Below are 19,189 nucleotides of genomic sequence, written 5' to 3' on the forward strand. Positions count from 1 at the left end.
ATCTATTGACAAAAATCTAAAACTGAAATGATTATGAAGACTAAAAATCGTAGTTATTTTCTTTCCGCAGTCCTGATAGGGATTGCGATGTTGATGACAGGCTGTGCCAAAGAAGACATAGCCAGCAATGATAACGGCGGCGGTACTAATCCTACCGACGTGAATGTGGACGAGTTGAATGTCAAGGTGACGGCAGATGTTCCGACAGCAGTGCTGAGCTCCTTTGACGAGAAGTCTATGGGTGGCGCGCTGGTGCGCCGTCTGTCTAAGACTACGAGCAGCCTTGATGCTGGCACGAAGATGGTTCTGATTAAGGGTGAGGACATCCTAAATCGCCCTCTTACTGAATGGCTGGAGGCAGCAAAGATATATCTGACTGGTGGCTATATCGCAATAGAGAAGCCCCATAATGCACATTTGGTACAAGTGTTGGAGCAGTTGTCGGCACATTTTGAGCAGGCAACATACGATATCCTTACAAAAGATGATGGCAGTGGTGTTGTTGTCAATATCGTTCCACCAAACACCCTGACTTCCAGCAATACTATCAATGCTGATGCAGCGAAGATGAAGACTCGCATTACAAACATCAATGCTCTGGCAGCCACCCGAAGTGGGGTAGGCGAGGCAGATGCTGTTGCCGAGATGGTCATCTTCTCCCGTATGGGCTATTACCAGTGTGCACCTTATGGCACCAGGACTATTACTTATACTGTAACAAACAAAGATGGTTCGAATAGCACCAAGACAAAAACCATCACGCAAGAATATGACCAATGCAGCAGTGGTTACCTTGCCGATGGTGCAGCCAGTTGGCTGAACAATCGCGACGCAGCACAGCAGGTGCGCAGGGCGAGCAACCGAGCTGATGGTGGTGATGCCATCAACAGCCTGATGAGCGCCAGCGAGGAGCACACCTATCAGAATGCGCTCGCTGCTGTTTTGGTTAACAAAGACAAAGATGGCAATAAAATCCTTGAAGTGAACAATCCTCTCAAGAAGGACAATGCCTATCAGGAAATCATCCGCGTATGGGGTGTTCATAACATGGAAACCAACAAAGACTATTATTACACAGAACAGAAAGTTGTAGCCTCAGTAGGCGGCAAGCGTGAAGGCGATGATCTCTGGAATGCCTCAAAGACACTCTATAGAGGTCCGTATAACAATGATAAGTGGATAGGGGTAGAAAAAGGCAGATATAGTGACCCGGACAATACATTAGGCTTCGACTTTTCCGAAATGGAAGAAGAAATGAAATTGGCGATGGGGATATATGGAGATTATATTGGCTGTGCTGTATATGGTGCTTGGTTTAACAAGGGTGATTTCTCTCTAAACCTTACAGGCAAAGGCAGCATACAGCTCGAAGATGCTGTCCCTGATACCGACAACAACAACATCAGCCGTTCAGTTGCCGTAGGTACAACAGAGTCTGAAACCAATACCATCGGCGGTACCTTTAGCCCCGGTTTTGTAGGAAGTAATCCAAGTGGTGCACTCGGACTCAATTTCTCTCATGGTTGGACAACAGGCACATCATATACCTTGACGACTACGGAAAATGCAAAGGAGTTGAAATGTGTAAAGAATACAGAGGGAAACAAGGTAAAATGGACCTACGAATGTGGCAAAACTGATATGGGGGATATTGACAAAGGAAATGCCACACATGCCATAGCACCAGATGCTCTTACCTCTGATGTTAATATAGACAATCAGGCATGCTGGTCTGTTGCTAATCCAGAAGGAGCATACACCTTAGAGACATACCACATGCCAACGATGTGTTCACTTGTTGCAAGCTGTACAGATGGTGATGATGATTTTTCTGAACCGTTATTCCTTCTTGGTGACAGTAAATTATGTTCCACCTCTTCTACGGATGCCAACAACAATACTGTTTCCTATACACTCCAAACTCCTAACCGTGCAAAGCAGACGTGGACTATGGATGTGGACTTCCCGGAGTTGGGACAGGATGGCTACAAAGGCGTGAAAGACGAACTGACCGACGCCCTGAAGACACAGTTCCCAAACCTTTATCAGCCCACCATCGTGCTTGCCGACCAGACGCCTGAGAGCGAGAACACCATCCAGCGCCTGGTGGACACGTCGAAGAAAATGCTCAACGACCCCAATGCCTTGCAGACGCTGAGAGGCTATGCCTTGGACAGAGGCGTATCGCAGTTCACCATCAAGTGGTACTGCGCCGATGGCAATCACCCGAATCCTTACACGATGACTATCACGGCGAAGTAGTAGCACAACAGAACCAACTCTTCCGAACACTTTACTAACTAATTGTGGATAACCTGCGAGTTATCCACATTTTTTATATTATTAACCATTCCGGTGTATTAGCGTAATGAGATTTTTTATACCTTTGCAGTCCCCTATGATGATAGGAAGAAATATCTGGTGCCACAGGGACAGGTGAGTGACGTTTGATGTAAGATGTCAGATGGCTGATGTCAGCGCGAAAAGCAGTATGAATATTATCGGAATAAACTATTGACGTTTGATAAAATTTAGAGATAATGACCTTTCAACGAAAAGACATAAATGTAAATACGTCCACTGCTAATGGAGTAAACCATGCGGTGCTCATTGTTGATGCGCCTGCTCCACTTGCCTTGGAGATTGCCTTTCAATGGTTCTGGTTTGCCTATACCAGTAAAAGGATGTTTCTCTATATCATTAAGCAGGTCGGTGATGCGCTTCATGATTTTTACATTACCCGTCTTCTTCCAATAATCACGATCTTTACGGGCTTTTTCAAGCAGAACTACTTCCATAGGTCATCAATAGCAATGGGATGCAGATTACCTGCAGCAATCTCCTTATCTCCCTGGCGTACTATTTCCTCCAGCTCTGCTATTGGCATAACATTGCTCGTTTGCTTCTGTGCAGCAATTCGCTTGAGTGCACGCACAGCCTTTTTCATCAAGGCTTCGTCACCCGATATGGCTTGTAGAGCCCCGAAAAGCTCAGTGTTGATTTGCATTTGTACTGCTGTCATAACTGCTATTTTTATATTTTCCGCTGCAAAGATAAACAATATTTTATTACCAACAATTAAAAACAAGAAAAATATTTGATTTATGGACGATCATAAAATCATCATAGAGCAGGAGTGCACAGCGGAACCGACCCTATTGTGCACTTTACTAACTAATTGTGGATAACCTGCGAGTTATCCACATTTTTTATATTATTAACCATTCCGGTGTATTAGCGTAATGAGATTTTTTATACCTTTGCAGTCCCCTATGATGATAGGAAGAAATATCTGAAACAATCTTAGTTATTAAAACAAATGGTGGACTACAAAAATATACTGACTGGAGTGGCTGAGAGGCTTTCCAGTTTGAGGGAAGAACGGCCCTCGGCGGGTACGAGATACCGGCTGATGGGCGTGTTGGCGGACATTATGGAGGCAGTGGAAATGCTGTCGAAAGAGGTATTGGATCGTGTCAGTCAGGAGGCCGTGCTGGACGCCGATGTTGATGCTGACTTCGACGTGATGAGCGAAGAGGTGTTGTCGTGGGAACTGACCATAAAGAACGACGATTTGCAGGAATTGACACAGCAGGTGAACGACGCGCTGGGCGGGCTGAGCAATGTGCTGTCGCAAATAGGCAGTCAGCTGTCGCGACATCATAGCAATGAGGAATATGCACGACTCTATGAGCAGGAGAAGCGGCGCTATCTGGGCTCGAAGACGGCAAAGTCGGCGCGTAAGACCTTCGACGAGTGGAAGGAGGACCAATGCTACGGCACACCGAGTCTGGAGGATATTGTCGATTACGCTTTGGAGAAGCTGGTGCACATGTTCAACAAGGGTGTGTTCAGTGCCAGGGTGGAGCACATACAACGCACCACACGCTATCCGGGCGAGTTTGATTTTGAACAGTTGGACGTGGACACAGAAAGCAGAAAACTGATCTACAAGAACTATGCCGTCCTGCGCAAGTTAGTTGACTATACCGACGGTTTTCTGGTGGTGAATGCGGCCCGTGTAGGTCAGCATTTTTACGCCAGTCGCCGCGAGGAGAAGGCGAAGGCTAACCGTACGAATTTCCTGAAGTATATGCACAAGATAACGCTGGCGCAGGAGGAATACAAGAAGTTGCAAGATGCCCAACAGGAAAGTGAGGACAGCAGTCTTCTGCCCGATGTGTTGGCTACCGGTATGGCGATGAAGTATTGGAAAAGGTTGCAAAAAGCTGGCTTCGTCGATGAACATTACCAGCTGTCGCCCACCACGACACGAAAGCAGGCCATGTATATTGCCGATGTATTTTCCGACAAGTTGCAGATGCGTTCGAAGTGGAAGCCGTTTCAGGAGCTGTGGCACATCAACAATCTGGCACAGGAGAAATGGGAAATGCAGGAAACGGGCAAGTCGCCCGCACGTTCGGAAGAGATAGACAAGATTTTCGAGGATTAGCATAACTCGCTGATAAACAGTATAGTTTATCCCCTATATAGCCCCTATTATAGGCCCTATATAGGGGCTTTTTGTTTTTGTATGTTTGTAATTTTGCAGCGTGAATCAATCACAAGTGATCTTTGAGCTTCGCTCGAAAATCGGTTTCGCGATCTTTGACTTATTGATACATTATGGAAACAAAAATCTTGAAAGTGGTACGCCAGGGCGAGGCCTTCAGCGTACAGTCGGCTAAGGCCGAAACAGGTACTATTCAGAAGTGCAACATCGTGTTGCGCGAACTGGGTGGTCGCTCGACCGAAGGACGCTTGCAAGGCAAGACGTTCGAAAACGAGTATGTGTGCGCCATGCTGGGCAATCTGGCGGCGTGCAGGTTCTACGAAGGTGATGTGGTAGTAGCCACGCTTCGTTTCTCTACACACGAATATCAGGGGCAGACGTTCCAAGAGATTCTGGCAACTGATATCGTGAAACTGAAATAAAGACCCCTCTAACTCCCCTTTAGGGGAGAATATTATCTCCCCTCGCTACAAGAGAGGGGCAGGGGGGAGAGTCTATTAACCCTGAGTTGAAGTGAGGGAATCAATTGAGCACCGTGAGGTGTAGGGCCCTTTCTTAAACTTCTCTCGCTAAAAATTCAACTTTTTCGATAAGCCAAATGACCAAAGCCAAACTCGTTTGAGCTTTGGCATGGCGAGAAAAAGTGAATTAAATAATTCAACTCAAACAAAATGAAAGCAAATATTCAGATTTTTACAAGTGATATTTTCGGTGAGATTCGTACTTGCCAAGTTAATAACCAAATCATGTTCGTAGGCAAAGACGTGGCTACGGCACTGGGGTACAGCAAACCAGAAAACGCTATTGCCACGCATGTTGATACCGACGACAAAACCACTACCCTGATTCAGGGGACTGGTTCGAACTATAAGTCGAAGGTTGTCATCATCAACGAGAGCGGTCTGTATGCACTCATCCTCTCTTCTAAACTGCCACAGGCGAAGGCCTTCAAGCGTTGGGTGACCAGCGAGGTGCTGCCACAGATCCGAAAGACGGGCGGTTACATTCCAACTAAGGATGCCAATGGCCGACAGCTCTCCAATGAAGAGATTATCAACCGTGCCGACGCCATTGTTTGTCGCACGCTTTGTATGCTGAACGCCGATGCCGAGGACACGCTGACGGCGACCCAGGTGGCCAAGACGTTCAACATGTCGGTCTATGACTTCAACTGCGTGGTGCGCGACATGGGCATCCAGTATCGTCGAGGGGGTCATTGGAACATCTGCGATGATCTGGCCGACCGCGACTTCGTACGCATGAGGACACACGTCAGTTATTCGCTGAAGGGTGTCAAGAAGGTGAAGGTGTATATGACGTGGACGCTCGATGGCCTGCGTTATTTGAATTCTAAACTCGGTTATCCCAACTTCTAAGACTATGAGTGTACACATGATTTATTACAATGACGGGGTGAAAATGATGCGCCCCGTTCTAACGAGAGAGGAATATATGAAGTTGCGCAACGGCGGTTTCCAGCAAGACAACGTGGCGAGAATCCGACAGGGCGACGAGGCGGTGAAGAGCAGTCTGGTGCAGATGAACTACAGCTGTCTGCCCAACGACGACGGCACGCTGAAAGGTGCCAAGCGCATGAGTACGACGGTGGGCATGGATGTGGACTGGACCCCTTCCCCGCTTCCCCATGAAGGGGAAGAGCAGATAGCTGCCAGGAAGGAGGAATGGCTGAAGAAGGTTCCCGAAATGGTGCTGTCGAAGAAGGATGCGCTGGGACTGCTGATGCTGGAACGCTCGGCGTCGAAGGGTTTCCACCTGGTATTTCGTCGCCGCGAGGAGCTGTCGCAGGAGGACAATCTGCGTTGGGCAAGCGATCTGCTGGGCGTGGAGTACGACAAGGGTGCCAAGGACATTACCCGCGTGTTCTTCACCACGACGGAGGCGGAGCTGATTTATTTGGATGATGAGATATTCAGACAGACCCCCTCCCAACTCCCCCTGCAGGGGGAGAGCAGTCACTCTCAGGAACTGCAGCATACTACTCCCCTCACTCACAGGGAGGGGACGGGGGAGGGTCTGTCCTACAACGGCATTCCCTATGCGGACATTATCGCGAAGTATTGGGAGCTGTTCAACGATGGTAAGGAGCCAGTGGAGGGTGACCGTAATGCGCTGACGTTTGAGTTGGCGGTGACTATCCGTAGCATCTGCGGCTATTCGCTGGAGAAGATGATGCAGGTTGTTCCCAACTATTGGGCGAAAAAGTGCACAGAAGGGTCGGTTCCGCTGTGCACTCCAGAGGAAGAGGCTGAGTGGCGCAAGACTATTGAGAATGCGCTGAAAGAGCCTCGCAAGGGTATGCCCTACAGATTGAAGCAGGTGCTGCAGGCGTTGAAGTCACAACAAGCAGTCAAGGCTTGTGGCGGTACGCTGACCACTCCACCGGCGATGCCCAAGAAGTTGCCGCCGCTGATTAGGCTGTTGACGAAGAACGTGCCCTGGTTCTACAAGCCCGCTGTGGCCAATGCGGTGTTCCCGGCACTGGGTGCTCACCTGCACGGCGTGAAGTTCCGCTATTGGGACAACGTGGAGCACGAGGCCACGTTCATGAACATCCTGATAGGCCGGCAGAGTATCGGTAAGGGTACCATCAAGAAGCCTATCGAGTACATCATGGAGGACATCAAGCAGCGCGACCAGCCCAACCGTCAACGTGAGGCGGAATGGAAGCAGAAGAACCCGGGAGCGAAGCAGAAGAAAGACCCCAGACCAACCGATATTTGTATTCAGATGTTGATTGACAACCTGACAGATGCCGTCTTTAACCAGCGCATTGTAGATGCCAACAACAACGGTCAGCGATTTATCTATACCATCGTGGACGAGATTGAGGGTTTGAAGAAGGTGACGTCGAAAGGGACGGTGGATGAGGTTGGTCTGCTGATTCGTAAGGCTTTTGACAACAGTGATGCCGGTCAGGAGCGCGTAGGTGCCGACAGCGTATCGGGTATAGCCCCCTTAAGGTGGAACTTTAACGCATCAACGACCCCTCCCAACGCCAAGAAATTTTTCTTCAAGATGGTGAACGACGGAACTGTGAGCCGACTGGACATCTCGACGATTATCAAGGCCGATGACGACGATGACACCGCACCCATTCAGGGCATCTACGACCACACCTTTGCGCAGGAACTCAAGCCCTACATCGACCGCTTAGAGGCTGCCAACGGACTGATTGAGTGCCCGCAGTCGAAGAAGCTGTCGCTCGAGATGAAGCAGGAGAACAAGGATGCCGCAAAGCTCTATGAGAGCGAGGCCTACAGGGTTTTCTCCTATCGCGCCAACGTCATCGCCTGGCTGAAGGGAATGGTGCTCTATGTGGCTCACGGCTACAAATGGTCGAAGGAAATTGCAGATTTTGTCCGCTGGACTCAGCAATATAATCTCTGGTGTAAGATGTTGTACTTCGGTCAACAGCTTGAAAAAGAGCTTCGTGAAGAGGTGGAGATTCAACGTCAGTCAGGGCCACAGAACCTGCTGGAACTTCTGCCCGATGAATTCACCAAAGACCAGTACCGCCAGATGCGCCAGCAGCAGGGCAAGAGTGGTAGCGGTGACGGCACGTTGCGCAGTTGGCAGAGTCGCGGATATATTGTCTTTGACGAGGTGAGCGGCAGGTACTGCAAGACTGAGGAGTATAAGCGGAAGTTTCAGACTCTCCCCCGCCCCCTCTCTTGTAGCGAGGGGAGTATATAGTCTTATAATTATTAATCTACCTTAAGCGTACATCATAATATGAAACAGATACAATCAAGCCCTCAATTAAAAAAACTATCAGCTCCCTCTCTAACAGAGAGGGCGGGGGGAGAGTCCGTTCAGAACAATCAAGAATGTTTCGTGCAGCTCTGGCGTAAGCTGGAGCGCACGAGGTGCCTCCTCGGAGGTCAGTATAAGCGGTTCTGTATCCGCAATGTGTTGAAGTCGTGGTTCGGCTATGAAGCCACCGACGATTTCATCTGGGAGGTGTGCCACCTCAGTGAGCAGGAAGGATGGAACGAACTGCCCCTACCCTCGCTCTATCCGCTCAGGCACCGTGAGCTGCTACGCGCCATCGTAGCCGTACGTGCCGGCATCAGTTTTTGGAAAATCAATCTGAAGGCCCTCGACGCGGCCTACAGCATCGCATTTCCTAATAGTACACCAATTAACGTAAACAAAAAGAAGAAATGAATAAACAAACTAACCTCAGCGAGCACATGACGCTCGCTGAGTTAACCAAGACAAAACAGCATATAGCAAACGTGCCGAATGAGGCACAAGTAGAGAACTTAAAGCGGGTGTGCCGTTGGCTGGAACGTCTGCGGAAGCGATGGAACGACAAGTACGGCGATGGTGACGACCCGATTATCATCAACTCGGGTTTCCGGTCGGCAGCGGTGAACAAGGCGGTAGGCGGTGTGCCTACGTCGAACCACCTGACGGGGTGCGCCGTGGACATCCGTTGCATCGGGATGGAACAGGCATTGCGCTATGCGGCTATCTTGCTGGACATCAGCGACCAAAGCCGCGAAGACTTCGACGAGCTGCTGATAGAGCAGAAGCGTAGCGTCGTCTGGATTCATTTTGCGGTGCGCCCACAGGACAACCGGAGAAAAACTAATTTCAAGCGGTAGGAAAAGAAAATGAGATTACAAAATTTGGTAGTCTCATTTTTTTAGCTTATTTTTGCATCACAAAATAAAAAAGTACAGTAATTTCACAACAAGATAGAGATGGACATCAAACAAGCAGAGTTCTCACTTTCAGCACCCATGGTGTCAATGTGTCCCAAGGACACAAAGCCAGAGTATGCCTTCATCGGACGGTCGAATGTGGGGAAGTCGAGTCTGATTAACATGCTGACGAACAACCGCAAGCTCGCCAAGACGAGTGCCACACCGGGTAAGACGCTGCTCATCAACCACTTTATTATTAATAAGGAGTGGTATCTGGTGGACCTGCCCGGCTACGGCTATGCCAAGCGGTCGAAGAAGGAGGTGGACAAGCTGGATCAGATGATTCGCGGCTACATCCTGCAACGCGAGCAACTAGTCAACGTGTTCGTGCTGGTTGACATCCGGCTGGAACCGCAGAAGATAGACCTCGAGTTCATCGAATGGCTCGGTGTGTCGTCGGTGCCCTTCGCCATCGTCTTCACCAAAGCCGACAAGCTGACACCCAACAAGTGTCGCCAGGCGATGGAGGCATATAAGAAGAAACTGTCGGAGACGTGGGAGGAAATGCCCCCGATGTTCCTGACCTCTGCAGAGAAGAAAGAGGGTAGGGACGATGTGCTGGGATATATTGAGGAAATCAATGAAGGATTGAAGAGTTAAAACATCAAGGATTGAAATGAAAAGAAATACTTTGTGGATGCAGACCGTGGTGCTGATATGCCTGATGGTCATGACAATGAGTTGTGATGAAGGCGATAGTGGAAAGTCTCAGAAAGACTATTTCCCGTCGTGGAACAATTGTGAGGCGCTGACGGCACTGAAAAGTTACGTGGAGGACGTGACCAACGAGCAGTCGGCCAACTATATCAAGGTGGAGGACCGTATTGCCACGTTCGACATGGACGGCACCTTCGTTGCCGAGCTCTATCCTACCTATTTCGAATACAACATGCTGGAATACCGCGTGCTGGACGACAAGAGCTACAGCGACAAGGCCCCTGAGGATGTGCGCGAGGCAGCACAGAGCATCCGCGACTTCGTGCGCACCGGCAAACCATTGCCAGCCAACTTCGACATGATACATGCCCATGCAGCCGCCAAGGCTTATTCCGGCATGACGCTCGCCCAGTTTGACGCCTATGTGAAGGCCTATGGAGCGCTGCCCGCCAACGGATTTACCGGCATGACCTACGGCCAGGGATTCTACAAACCCATGCTCGAAGTGTTTGCCTATCTGGCAGACCATCACTTTACCTGCTATGTGGTCTCAGGTAGCGACCGCTTTATCTGTCGTTCGCTCGTAGAGAGCATCGGAATATCGCCCAGCAGAGTCATCGGCATGGATGTGAAGCTGAAGTCCAACAAACAAGGCGAGGAACCCGGTGTGACCTATACGATGGGTAAGGAAGAATACTTGGTGAGAACCGACGAACTGATTATCAAGAACCTGAAGACCAACAAGGTGCTGCAGATATCGCAGGAGATTGGTAAGGTGCCCGTCCTGTCATTCGGCAACAGCAGCGGCGACTGCGCTATGCATAACTACTGCATGGGTAACGCGAAGTACCGCACCGCCACGTTCATGCTGGTGGCCGACGATGCCGACCGCGATCATGCCGACCTGGCTGAAGGAGCCCGTCGCGAGGCCAAATGGCGCGAAGCAGGCTACCACATCATCTCCATGAAGAACGATTTCAAGACTATCTATGGACCTGGTGTACAGAAAGTAGATTTCCATTTTTAAAGACTAAAAAGATTTTGGAGGAAAAGCGATGAAAGAAGAAGGTGGATTTGAACATATGCGACGCGTCGTAGGTGCCGTGATGGGTCCTTTGTGTGCCCTGTTGATTTGGTTGATGCCCATTGGTGAACTGTCGGGGAATGCCCACCACATGCTGGCTGTGATGTCGCTCGTAGCTATCTGGTGGATTACCGAACCTGTGCCCATCCCTGTGACATCGCTGCTGGGACCCACGTTATGTGTGGTGCTGGGCATTGCCCCCATCAAGGACGCCTTCTCGAACTTTGCCAACCCCTTGATATTCCTTTTCATGGGTGGTTTCCTGCTGGCGAAGGGTATGATGGTCAACGGACTGGACAAGCGCATCGCCTACGGCATTCTGTCGATGAAATGGGTGGGCAACTCGCCACGCCGCATCTTCCTCGCCATCGGACTGGCCTGTATCCTCTGTTCAGGATGGATTAGTAACACGGCAACAGCAGCCATGATGTTTCCCATTGCCCTAGGACTTTTGGAAGCCATCCGTGAGATGATGGCCCAGAACGGCAAGATCATCGACTTGAAAAACTACAAATATGCCACCGGTCTGATGCTGATGACAGCGTATGCCTGCAGCATAGGCGGTGTGATGACTCCCATCGGAACACCTCCCAACATCATCATGCTGGGATTCCTCAACGAGCTGGCTCCCCAAGCGCCAACGGTATCGTTCTTCCAGTGGATGACATGGGGCACGGTGGCTATGATTATCTATTTCGTGATAGCCTATATAGTGCTGTGGCGCTTGTTCCCTGCCGACGTGAAACACATCGAGGGAGCCGAGAAATTCATCAGCGATTATGTGGCTTCATTAGGAAAATGGACACGTGCACAGAAGAACACGCTGATAGCTTTCGGAGTAGCTGTTTTCCTGTGGGTGGCTCCGAGTGTGCTGAGCGTTGTCTACGGTGCCCATTCAGAGGTGATGACCTTCTACGACAAACATTTCCCCGAGTCTATTGCCGCTATGGTGGGAGGTTTGTTGTTGTTCTTCCTGCCTGTCAATGTGAAGACGGGCCAGATGACGATGAAATGGAAAGAAGGTATGGAAGGCATCGAGTGGGGCACACTGCTGCTTTTTGGCGGCGGCCTGTCAATGGGTGCTATGATGTACACAACAGGACTGTCCGACTGGATAGGTAACGGACTGAAGGACGTGCTGGGCAACCAGCCTTCCGAGTGGGTTTTCGTGGGTGTGTTCTGCATCAGTGCCCTGATACTCTCCGAGTTCACGTCGCACACTGCTGCCGTCAATCTGATAGGCTCTATCGCCATCACGACGGCAGTCTCTGTCGGCATCAGTCCTATTCCTGTCGCTGTGGGAGTTGCCCTTGCCTCGTCGCTGGGATTCATGATGCCAGTATCAACACCGCCAAACGCCATCGTCTACGCATCAGGCTATGTGCCTATCACGAAGATGATCAAGACGGGATTAATCATCGACTTCTTCGGTATCCTGTTGGTAACCGTACCTGTAGTCATCCTGTTTGTTAAATTTGTCATGGGTCTATGATTCCCTATCTCGACGTTCAACACCTCTCGAAGTCGTTCGGTGCCTTGCAGCTGTTCAATGACATCAGTTTCAGCATTGGCGAAGGCCAGCGCGTAGGACTGATAGCCAAGAACGGAACGGGTAAGTCGACGCTGCTCAGCATCCTCTCAGGTAAGGAGGGCTACGACAGCGGAGAGATTATCTTCCGACGCGACTTGAAAGTGGGATTCCTTGAACAGACACCCCGTTTCGACCCTGATGAATCTGTACTGGATGCTTGCTTTAATCATCAAGGAGATCCGGATAAAGTACTGAAAGCTAAGCAGGTACTGACACAGTTGAAGATTCGTAACCTGGAACAACCCGTAGGACAGTTGAGCGGTGGACAGCAGAAGCGTGTGGCGCTGGCCAACGTACTGCTGACGGAACCCGATCTGCTGATATTGGACGAGCCCACCAACCACCTGGATCTGGAGATGATAGAATGGCTGGAGGGATATCTGCAACGCGGCAACCGCACATTACTGATGGTAACCCACGACAGATTCTTCCTGGACCGGGTGTGCAGCGTCATCCTCGAACTGGACGACCGCACCATCTATACCTATCGCGGCAACTATGCCTACTATTTGGAGAAACGCCAGGAGCGCATCGACAACCGCAGGGCGGAGATAGCACGCGCCAACAACCTGTACCGCACCGAACTGGAATGGATGCGACGCATGCCGCAAGCCCGAGGGCACAAGGCGCGATACCGCGAGGAAGCTTTCTACGAACTGGAACGCATCGCCAAGCAGCGACTGGAGGAGCGCCAGCTGCGCCTGAAGGCATCCAACGTCTATATCGGTTCGAAGATTTTTGAGTGCCAGTATATCTCCAAAGCCTTTGACGACCTCGTCATCCTCAAGAACTTCTACTACAATTTCTCACGTTTCGAGAAAATGGGTATCGTGGGAGCCAACGGTACGGGAAAGTCGACTTTCATCAAGATGCTGCTGGGCGAGGAACCCGTAGACGAAGGGCGCATCGTGATTGGCGACACTGTGAAGTTCGGCTACTTCTCGCAGGAAGGGTTGCAGTTTGACGAACAGCAGAAGGTGATAGACGTCATTACCGACATTGCCGACTACGTAGATTTGGGAAGCGGACGCAAGTTGTCGGCTTCGCAACTGCTGCAATATTTCCTGTTCACTCCCGAACAGCAACACAACTATGTCTATAAACTCTCGGGAGGTGAGCGACGCAAGCTGTACCTGTGTACAGTGCTGATGCGCAATCCCAACTTCCTAGTATTGGACGAGCCTACCAACGACCTGGATATCGTGACGCTGCAGATACTGGAAGAATACCTGCAGGACTTTCCCGGATGCGTCATCGTCGTCTCGCACGACCGCTATTTCATGGATAAGGTGGTTGACCACCTATTGGTGTTTAAGGGACAAGGAGAAATCAAGGACTTCCCCGGTAACTATACACAATATCGGGAATTCTCAAGTGGTGAGAAGGAAGAAGAGAAATCGGAGAAGAGCGTTAAGAACGAGAAGAAACAGCCGGCAAACAATGTTGCCACCGCCAAGCGCAAGCTAAGCTACAAGGAGAAACGAGAACTGGAACAGTTGGAGAAAGACATCGCCACACTGGAGGCAGAGCAGAAACAGATAGAGGAAGCCCTCTGCGGAGGAACGACATCCGTTGACGAGATTACTGCCCTAAGTAAACGGCTCCCTGTCTTGAAGGACGAGCTGGACGAGAAATCGATGCGATGGCTGGAACTGAGTGAAATAGAGAATTAATCATGATACAACAACAATATCCATCACAACTGCTGGAGCAGGCGGTACAGGAGTTCGCCAAACTGCCGGGAATAGGTCGGAAGACTGCCTTGCGACTGGTGTTGCACCTGTTGCGCCAGGAAACTGATGACGTGACACACTTTGCCGACACCATCGCCAGGATGCGTCGGGAGGTGAAGCGATGCAAGGTGTGCCATAACATCTCGGACAGTGACACCTGTCCTATTTGTAGTGACCCGCGACGCGACCATAGCACCATATGTGTGGTGGAGAACATACAGGACGTGATGGCTGTGGAGAATACACAACAATTTCACGGGCGCTATCATGTGCTGGGAGGCGTCATATCGCCAATGGACAGTATCGGGCCTGCCGACCTGGAAATCGAGTCACTGGTGGCTCGCGTTGCCAGTGGGGAAGTGAAGGAGGTGATTCTAGCGCTCGGTTCCACGATGGAGGGCGACACCACCAACTTCTACATCTTCCGAAAACTGGCGCCCTATACCAATGTCAAAATCAGCATCATCGCACGAGGTATCTCCGTAGGTGACGAACTGGAATATACCGACGAGGTGACACTGGGACGATCCATACTGAACAGAACTCCATTTGAAAAATTGAAGAATTAAAGAATTGAAAAATTGAAGAATAAATAAAATTGAAAAGGGGATGAATTCGGACACCTTATTATTTATATGGACAACGCTGATGGAGATAGCCACCTTGTTGTGTGCCTATCTGGGACTGCGCTTGTTTCGCCATAACTGGAAACTGCGTATGGCGATAATTGTGGTACCCCTGTTGATGAACGGCATCCTCTATGCCGTCTATCGTACCACCGTATTCTTCTATCTCGGCGTCATTCTCTTACTTTGTCTTCCTTTCGTATGGCCAAGAAAATCAGCATAGTCATTGTCAGCTATAATGTGCGCCGCCTGTTGGTGGAGTGTATTGATAGCGTGCGAAAAGCCCTCGAGGGAATTGATGGCGAAATCATCGTTGTCGACAACTGCTCGAAGGATGATACCGTCAGTTATCTGCAGGCAAACTGTCCTGACGTGCAGATCATTGCTAACAAGGAGAATGTGGGTTTTGCACGTGCTAACAATATGGCTATTCGTCAGACGGACTCCGACTATGTTTTGTTGCTGAACCCTGACACCATCGTCTATCCCGACACCATCCGTGGATGTATCGCTTTCATGGATGAACATCTGGAGACGGGTGGTGCAGGTGTACGCATGTTGACACGTGACGGACAACCCGCACCGGAATCACGGCGCGCCATTCCGACACCGTGGGTGTCGATGCTTAAAATGTTGGGGTTCACCCGTCGCTACTATATGAGTGACCTACCTTGGGACAAGCCCTGTCGCATCGAGGTCATCAGTGGCGCCTACTGTCTGTTGCGGCGCGAAGCCCTCAACCAGGTGGGGCTGTTGGATGAGGATTACTTCATGTACGGTGAGGACATCGATCTCTCATACCGCCTCATCCACGGCGGTTGGCAGAACTGGTACCTGCCTTTTGACATCATACACTACAAGGGAGAGTCGACGCAGAAGTCGTCGTTCCGCTATGTCCACGTGTTCTACCAGGCCATGCTCATCTTCTTCCGCAAACACTACGGACATCTGAGCTTTTTCTTCACGTTGCCCGTACAGTGCGCTATCTATTTCCGTGCTGCGATAGCCCTCATCCAGATGATAGGCAGGAAGCTGCACCATTTTATCAACCCTCACCACGACGACTATGAAGACGATTAAACTGCGAGCCATTGAGCCTGAAGACCTCGACTTGCTCTACGAGATAGAGAACGACACTCGACTGTGGAACGTGGGAACGACCAATGTGCCGTATTCCCGCTATACACTGCACGACTATATCGCCACATCGAGTGATGATGCCTATGCTGACAGACAGGTACGTATGATTATTGAGGACCATAACGGGGAGACGGTCGGCATTGCCGACCTGGTTAACTTCTCGCCCAGCCATCTGCGAGCAGAGACAGGCATTGTCATCCTGGATGCAGAACGGCGTAAGGGCTATGCCACCGAAGCTTTGGAGGAATTGTGCCGCTATGCCCGCCAGGTGCTCCACATGCATCAGCTCTATGGAGTGGTGGCTTCCGACAACGAGGCCGCTCTAGCTCTCTATGAAAAAGCAGGTTTCCAGACACAAAACAGGTTGAAAGACTGGCTCTACGACGGCAGAAAATATACCGATGCGGTGTTAATGCAAAGATTTTTATAAATTTTCCCGAAAAAGTTTTGTTTATTCGGATTTTCTGATTACCTTTGCACCCGCTAAACAACAAAAGCAACTCCTTGGTGCGTTAGTTCAGTAGGTTAGAATGCCTGCCTGTCACGCAGGAGGTCACGAGTTCGAGTCTCGTACGCACCGCACGAAAAGGTTGAAGGTTGTGATGGAGAAGTTTAGAATATATTGGTGCGTTAGTTCAGTAGGTTAGAATGCCTGCCTGTCACGCAGGAGGTCACGAGTTCGAGTCTCGTACGCACCGCAGAAAGCTCATTGGAATGTTGAAGTTCCGATGAGTTTTTTTGTTTTTTTATCCTTTAATTCCTCCTTACGTCATATTTTTTTTGTACCTTTGCACAAAATTACAAAAACAACCCATTAAAAGAATGAAACAGACTATCCTTGTTACAGGTGGTACGGGCTTTATTGGAAGCCATACTACGGTGGAATTGCAAAACGCGGGCTACGAAGTAGTCATTGTTGATAACCTCTCGAACTCAAACGAGAAAGTGCTCAATGGTATTGAGAAAATCACAGGCATCCGTCCGGCATTCGAGAAAGTAGACTGCTGCGATTTCGACGCTATGGAGCGCGTGTTCAAGAAATATCCCGCCATTGAAGGTATCATCCACTTTGCTGCATCCAAAGCCGTTGGCGAAAGTGTGGAGAAACCCTTGATGTATTACCGTAACAACCTGACTTCGCTCATCAACCTGTTGGAACTGATGCCGAAGTACGAAGTGAAGGGTATCATCTTCTCCAGTTCGTGCACCGTCTACGGACAGCCTAGTCAGGAGAACCTGCCCGTCACCGAAGATGCTCCCATTCAAAAAGCATTGTCACCCTACGGCAACACCAAGCAGATAAACGAGGAGATTATCCAGGACTACATCCATTCTGGCGCTCCCGTCAAGTCGATTATCCTCCGCTATTTCAACCCCATCGGTGCTCATCCCTCTGCACTGATCGGTGAGTTGCCTAACGGTGTGCCTATGAACCTCATCCCCTTCGTCACACAGACCGCTATCGGTATTCGTGAGCAGCTGAAGATTTTCGGCAACGACTATAACACACCAGACCATACCTGCATACGCGACTATATTTATGTCGTTGACCTTGCCAAGGCTCATGTCAAAGCTATGGAACGCGTGCTGGACAAACCCGACACCGACGCTGTCGAGGTGTTCAACATCGGAACAGGTCGTGGACTCTCTACATTGGAGGTTGTCGAGGGATTCGAGAAGGCTACTGGCGTGAAGGTAAATTGGACCTATGCTCCACGTCGTGAAGGTGATATCGAACAGGTATGGGGCAATGTGGATAAAGCCAACCGAGTACTGGGATGGAAAGCCGATACTCCTACCGAGGAGGTATTGAAGAGTGCCTGGAAATGGCAGCAAAAACTGCGTGAGGAAGGTCTGCAATAATGAAGAGAGTCGTCGTCTGCCTGTCTGTCCTTACCTTGTTCGGTCTGTCCGTCTTCTCGCAGAAGAAACAGATTGATCAGGCCCGAGCGTATATCAAGAGCGGAAAGGATTTCGACAAGGCAGAGAAACTGATGACCGACCTGCTGAAAGATTCGGCAAATCGCCAGAACATCAAGATCTACGACACGTGGTATGATGCTGTCCTGAACCAATACATGGCGGCGAACGAGAAACTCTATCTGAAGCAGAAATACGACACTGCAGCCTTTTACAAGCTGATTTGTCACCTGCAGGAAGTGGCGTTCAAGCAAGACTCCCTCGACTGTCTGCCAGACCGCAAAGGACGTGTTCGCCCCTCGTTCCGCAAGGATCATGGTGAAGTGCTTCATGCCATACGTCCCAACATCTATTATGGAGGAACGTGGCATGTGCATAAGGGAAACTACTCGTCGGCATACGACTATTTCGATGCGTATATTGAAGGAGCCCGACAACCCCTTTATACGGCATACAACTACGACAAGACAGACTCTCTTTTGACAACGGCTGCATATTGGGCAACCTATTGCGCCTATAGAACGAAGGATGCACGGCGTATGCTGAAACATGTCCCACTTGCAGAACGTGACTCTGCCTATATAGAATACGGTATGCAAAACGAAGCAATGGCCTATCAGATACTGGGTGATACTGTTCGCTATGTAGGTATGTTGCGCAAAGGGTTTGACCGTTATCCGCAACATCCGTACTTCTTTCCTCGTCTAGCGGACTACTATTCCAGTAAAGGACGACAGGACTCCGTGCTCGTCATTGCCAACCGTGGTGTAGAGATCAACGACAGCAATACCTTGTTCTTAATGGGACGATCGATAGCGTTGCTCAACTTGGAACGCTATGACGAATGTATAGAGACCAGTCAACGTATTATTGAACTGAACGACACCCTGCCGGAACCCTATCTCAATATTGCTACCTGTTACCTTAACAAGGCACTGGTTGTAGAGAGCGAGAACGAGCCACGAAAGAACCGTCGACGACTGGAACAGCTCTATCAGCAAGCCCGTCCGTATATGGAAGACTACCGGCGTTTGCAACCCGACGCGAAACAACGCTGGGGTGTCGGGCTCTACCGTATCTATCTCCATCTGAACATGGGAAAACAGTTCGAAGAGATTGACCGATTGATGCGAAAATAATTAAAAATGTTAAAAAATAACGCTGAGATACTGATTTTGAAATATAAATCAGT

19 protein-coding genes and 2 tRNA genes are annotated in these 19,189 nt (G+C 49.9%); 19 read left to right on the forward strand and 2 right to left on the reverse strand.

Translation table 11 applies throughout. The features are described 5' to 3' along the window. Window positions 1–33 precede the first annotated feature (33 nt). Window positions 34–2,262: a hypothetical protein gene (locus BLU47_RS01735; protein WP_143025426.1), complete on the forward strand. Its 2,229-nt coding sequence runs from the start codon at window positions 34–36 to the stop codon at window positions 2,260–2,262. 269 nt (window positions 2,263–2,531) lie between these two features. Here the strand turns inward: BLU47_RS01735 and BLU47_RS01740 are convergent, their stop codons facing one another. Both BLU47_RS01740 and BLU47_RS01745 read right to left on the reverse strand, forming a co-directional pair. Then, entirely contained in the window at window positions 2,532–2,798 is a 267-nt protein-coding gene (locus tag BLU47_RS01740) for a Txe/YoeB family addiction module toxin (protein ID WP_091957611.1), read from the reverse strand. Next, window positions 2,789–3,022, reverse strand: a complete 234-nt coding sequence (locus tag BLU47_RS01745) for a hypothetical protein (RefSeq protein WP_091957614.1) — start codon at window positions 3,020–3,022, stop codon at window positions 2,789–2,791. Before BLU47_RS01745 ends, BLU47_RS01740 begins: the two co-directional genes overlap by 10 nt. 297 nt (window positions 3,023–3,319) lie before the next feature. On the opposite strand from BLU47_RS01745, the gene BLU47_RS01750 reads away from it, so the two are divergent. From BLU47_RS01750 to BLU47_RS01840, 18 genes are all read left to right on the forward strand, one after another. Continuing rightward, window positions 3,320–4,453, forward strand: coding sequence for a hypothetical protein (locus tag BLU47_RS01750; protein ID WP_143025427.1), 1,134 nt, complete (start codon window positions 3,320–3,322; stop codon window positions 4,451–4,453). A 173-nt stretch (window positions 4,454–4,626) separates the two neighbouring features. Then, window positions 4,627–4,935: a hypothetical protein gene (locus BLU47_RS01755; RefSeq protein ID WP_091957618.1), complete on the forward strand. Its 309-nt coding sequence runs from the start codon at window positions 4,627–4,629 to the stop codon at window positions 4,933–4,935. 249 nt (window positions 4,936–5,184) lie between these two features. Further along, window positions 5,185–5,889: a BRO family protein gene (locus BLU47_RS15040; RefSeq protein WP_255402051.1), complete on the forward strand. Its 705-nt coding sequence runs from the start codon at window positions 5,185–5,187 to the stop codon at window positions 5,887–5,889. A gap of 4 nt (window positions 5,890–5,893) precedes the next feature. Then, on the forward strand, window positions 5,894–8,227 hold the full coding sequence (locus BLU47_RS01770) for a hypothetical protein (protein ID WP_255402052.1): 2,334 nt from the start codon (window positions 5,894–5,896) through the stop codon (window positions 8,225–8,227). 39 nt (window positions 8,228–8,266) lie between these two features. Next, window positions 8,267–8,701 carry a hypothetical protein gene (locus BLU47_RS01775; RefSeq protein WP_255402053.1) on the forward strand — a complete coding sequence of 145 codons (435 nt, stop codon included), beginning with the start codon at window positions 8,267–8,269 and terminating at the stop codon, window positions 8,699–8,701. Further along, window positions 8,698–9,144: a D-Ala-D-Ala carboxypeptidase family metallohydrolase gene (locus BLU47_RS01780; RefSeq protein ID WP_091957620.1), complete on the forward strand. Its 447-nt coding sequence runs from the start codon at window positions 8,698–8,700 to the stop codon at window positions 9,142–9,144. The genes BLU47_RS01775 and BLU47_RS01780 overlap by 4 nt, the downstream gene beginning before the upstream one ends. 99 nt (window positions 9,145–9,243) lie before the next feature. Next, window positions 9,244–9,846 (forward strand): ribosome biogenesis GTP-binding protein YihA/YsxC, encoded by a 603-nt coding sequence (gene yihA / locus BLU47_RS01785; protein ID WP_091957623.1) that lies wholly within the window; start codon window positions 9,244–9,246, stop codon window positions 9,844–9,846. 16 nt (window positions 9,847–9,862) lie between these two features. After that, complete coding sequence (locus tag BLU47_RS01790) at window positions 9,863–10,930, forward strand: HAD family hydrolase (protein WP_091957625.1); 1,068 nt, start codon at window positions 9,863–9,865, stop codon at window positions 10,928–10,930. 28 nt (window positions 10,931–10,958) lie between these two features. Next, a complete protein-coding gene (locus tag BLU47_RS01795; protein ID WP_091957628.1) occupies window positions 10,959–12,479 on the forward strand; it encodes an SLC13 family permease in 1,521 nt (506 codons plus the stop codon). Next, window positions 12,476–14,251: a ribosomal protection-like ABC-F family protein gene (gene abc-f, locus BLU47_RS01800; protein WP_091957630.1), complete on the forward strand. Its 1,776-nt coding sequence runs from the start codon at window positions 12,476–12,478 to the stop codon at window positions 14,249–14,251. Before BLU47_RS01795 ends, abc-f begins: the two co-directional genes overlap by 4 nt. A 2-nt stretch (window positions 14,252–14,253) precedes the next feature. Further along, complete coding sequence (gene recR, locus BLU47_RS01805) at window positions 14,254–14,880, forward strand: recombination mediator RecR (protein WP_091957633.1); 627 nt, start codon at window positions 14,254–14,256, stop codon at window positions 14,878–14,880. 40 nt (window positions 14,881–14,920) lie between these two features. Then, entirely contained in the window at window positions 14,921–15,160 is a 240-nt protein-coding gene (locus BLU47_RS01810; protein ID WP_091957635.1) for a hypothetical protein, read from the forward strand. Continuing rightward, window positions 15,139–16,017, forward strand: a complete 879-nt coding sequence (locus tag BLU47_RS01815) for a glycosyltransferase family 2 protein (protein ID WP_091957637.1) — start codon at window positions 15,139–15,141, stop codon at window positions 16,015–16,017. Before BLU47_RS01810 ends, BLU47_RS01815 begins: the two co-directional genes overlap by 22 nt. Then, window positions 16,004–16,507 carry a GNAT family N-acetyltransferase gene (locus BLU47_RS01820; RefSeq protein ID WP_091957639.1) on the forward strand — a complete coding sequence of 168 codons (504 nt, stop codon included), beginning with the start codon at window positions 16,004–16,006 and terminating at the stop codon, window positions 16,505–16,507. Before BLU47_RS01815 ends, BLU47_RS01820 begins: the two co-directional genes overlap by 14 nt. A 76-nt stretch (window positions 16,508–16,583) precedes the next feature. Beyond that, a tRNA-Asp gene (locus tag BLU47_RS01825) sits at window positions 16,584–16,657 on the forward strand. Between the two features lie 44 nt (window positions 16,658–16,701). Next, window positions 16,702–16,775: transfer RNA gene (locus tag BLU47_RS01830), tRNA-Asp, on the forward strand. Between the two features lie 124 nt (window positions 16,776–16,899). Beyond that, entirely contained in the window at window positions 16,900–17,940 is a 1,041-nt protein-coding gene (gene galE, locus BLU47_RS01835) for a UDP-glucose 4-epimerase GalE (RefSeq protein ID WP_091957658.1), read from the forward strand. Beyond that, window positions 17,940–19,136 carry a tetratricopeptide repeat protein gene (locus BLU47_RS01840; RefSeq protein WP_091957660.1) on the forward strand — a complete coding sequence of 399 codons (1,197 nt, stop codon included), beginning with the start codon at window positions 17,940–17,942 and terminating at the stop codon, window positions 19,134–19,136. Before galE ends, BLU47_RS01840 begins: the two co-directional genes overlap by 1 nt. Window positions 19,137–19,189 lie beyond the last annotated feature (53 nt).

This window comes from Prevotella sp. tc2-28 (assembly GCF_900107705.1).
Lineage (GTDB): Bacteria > Bacteroidota > Bacteroidia > Bacteroidales > Bacteroidaceae > Prevotella.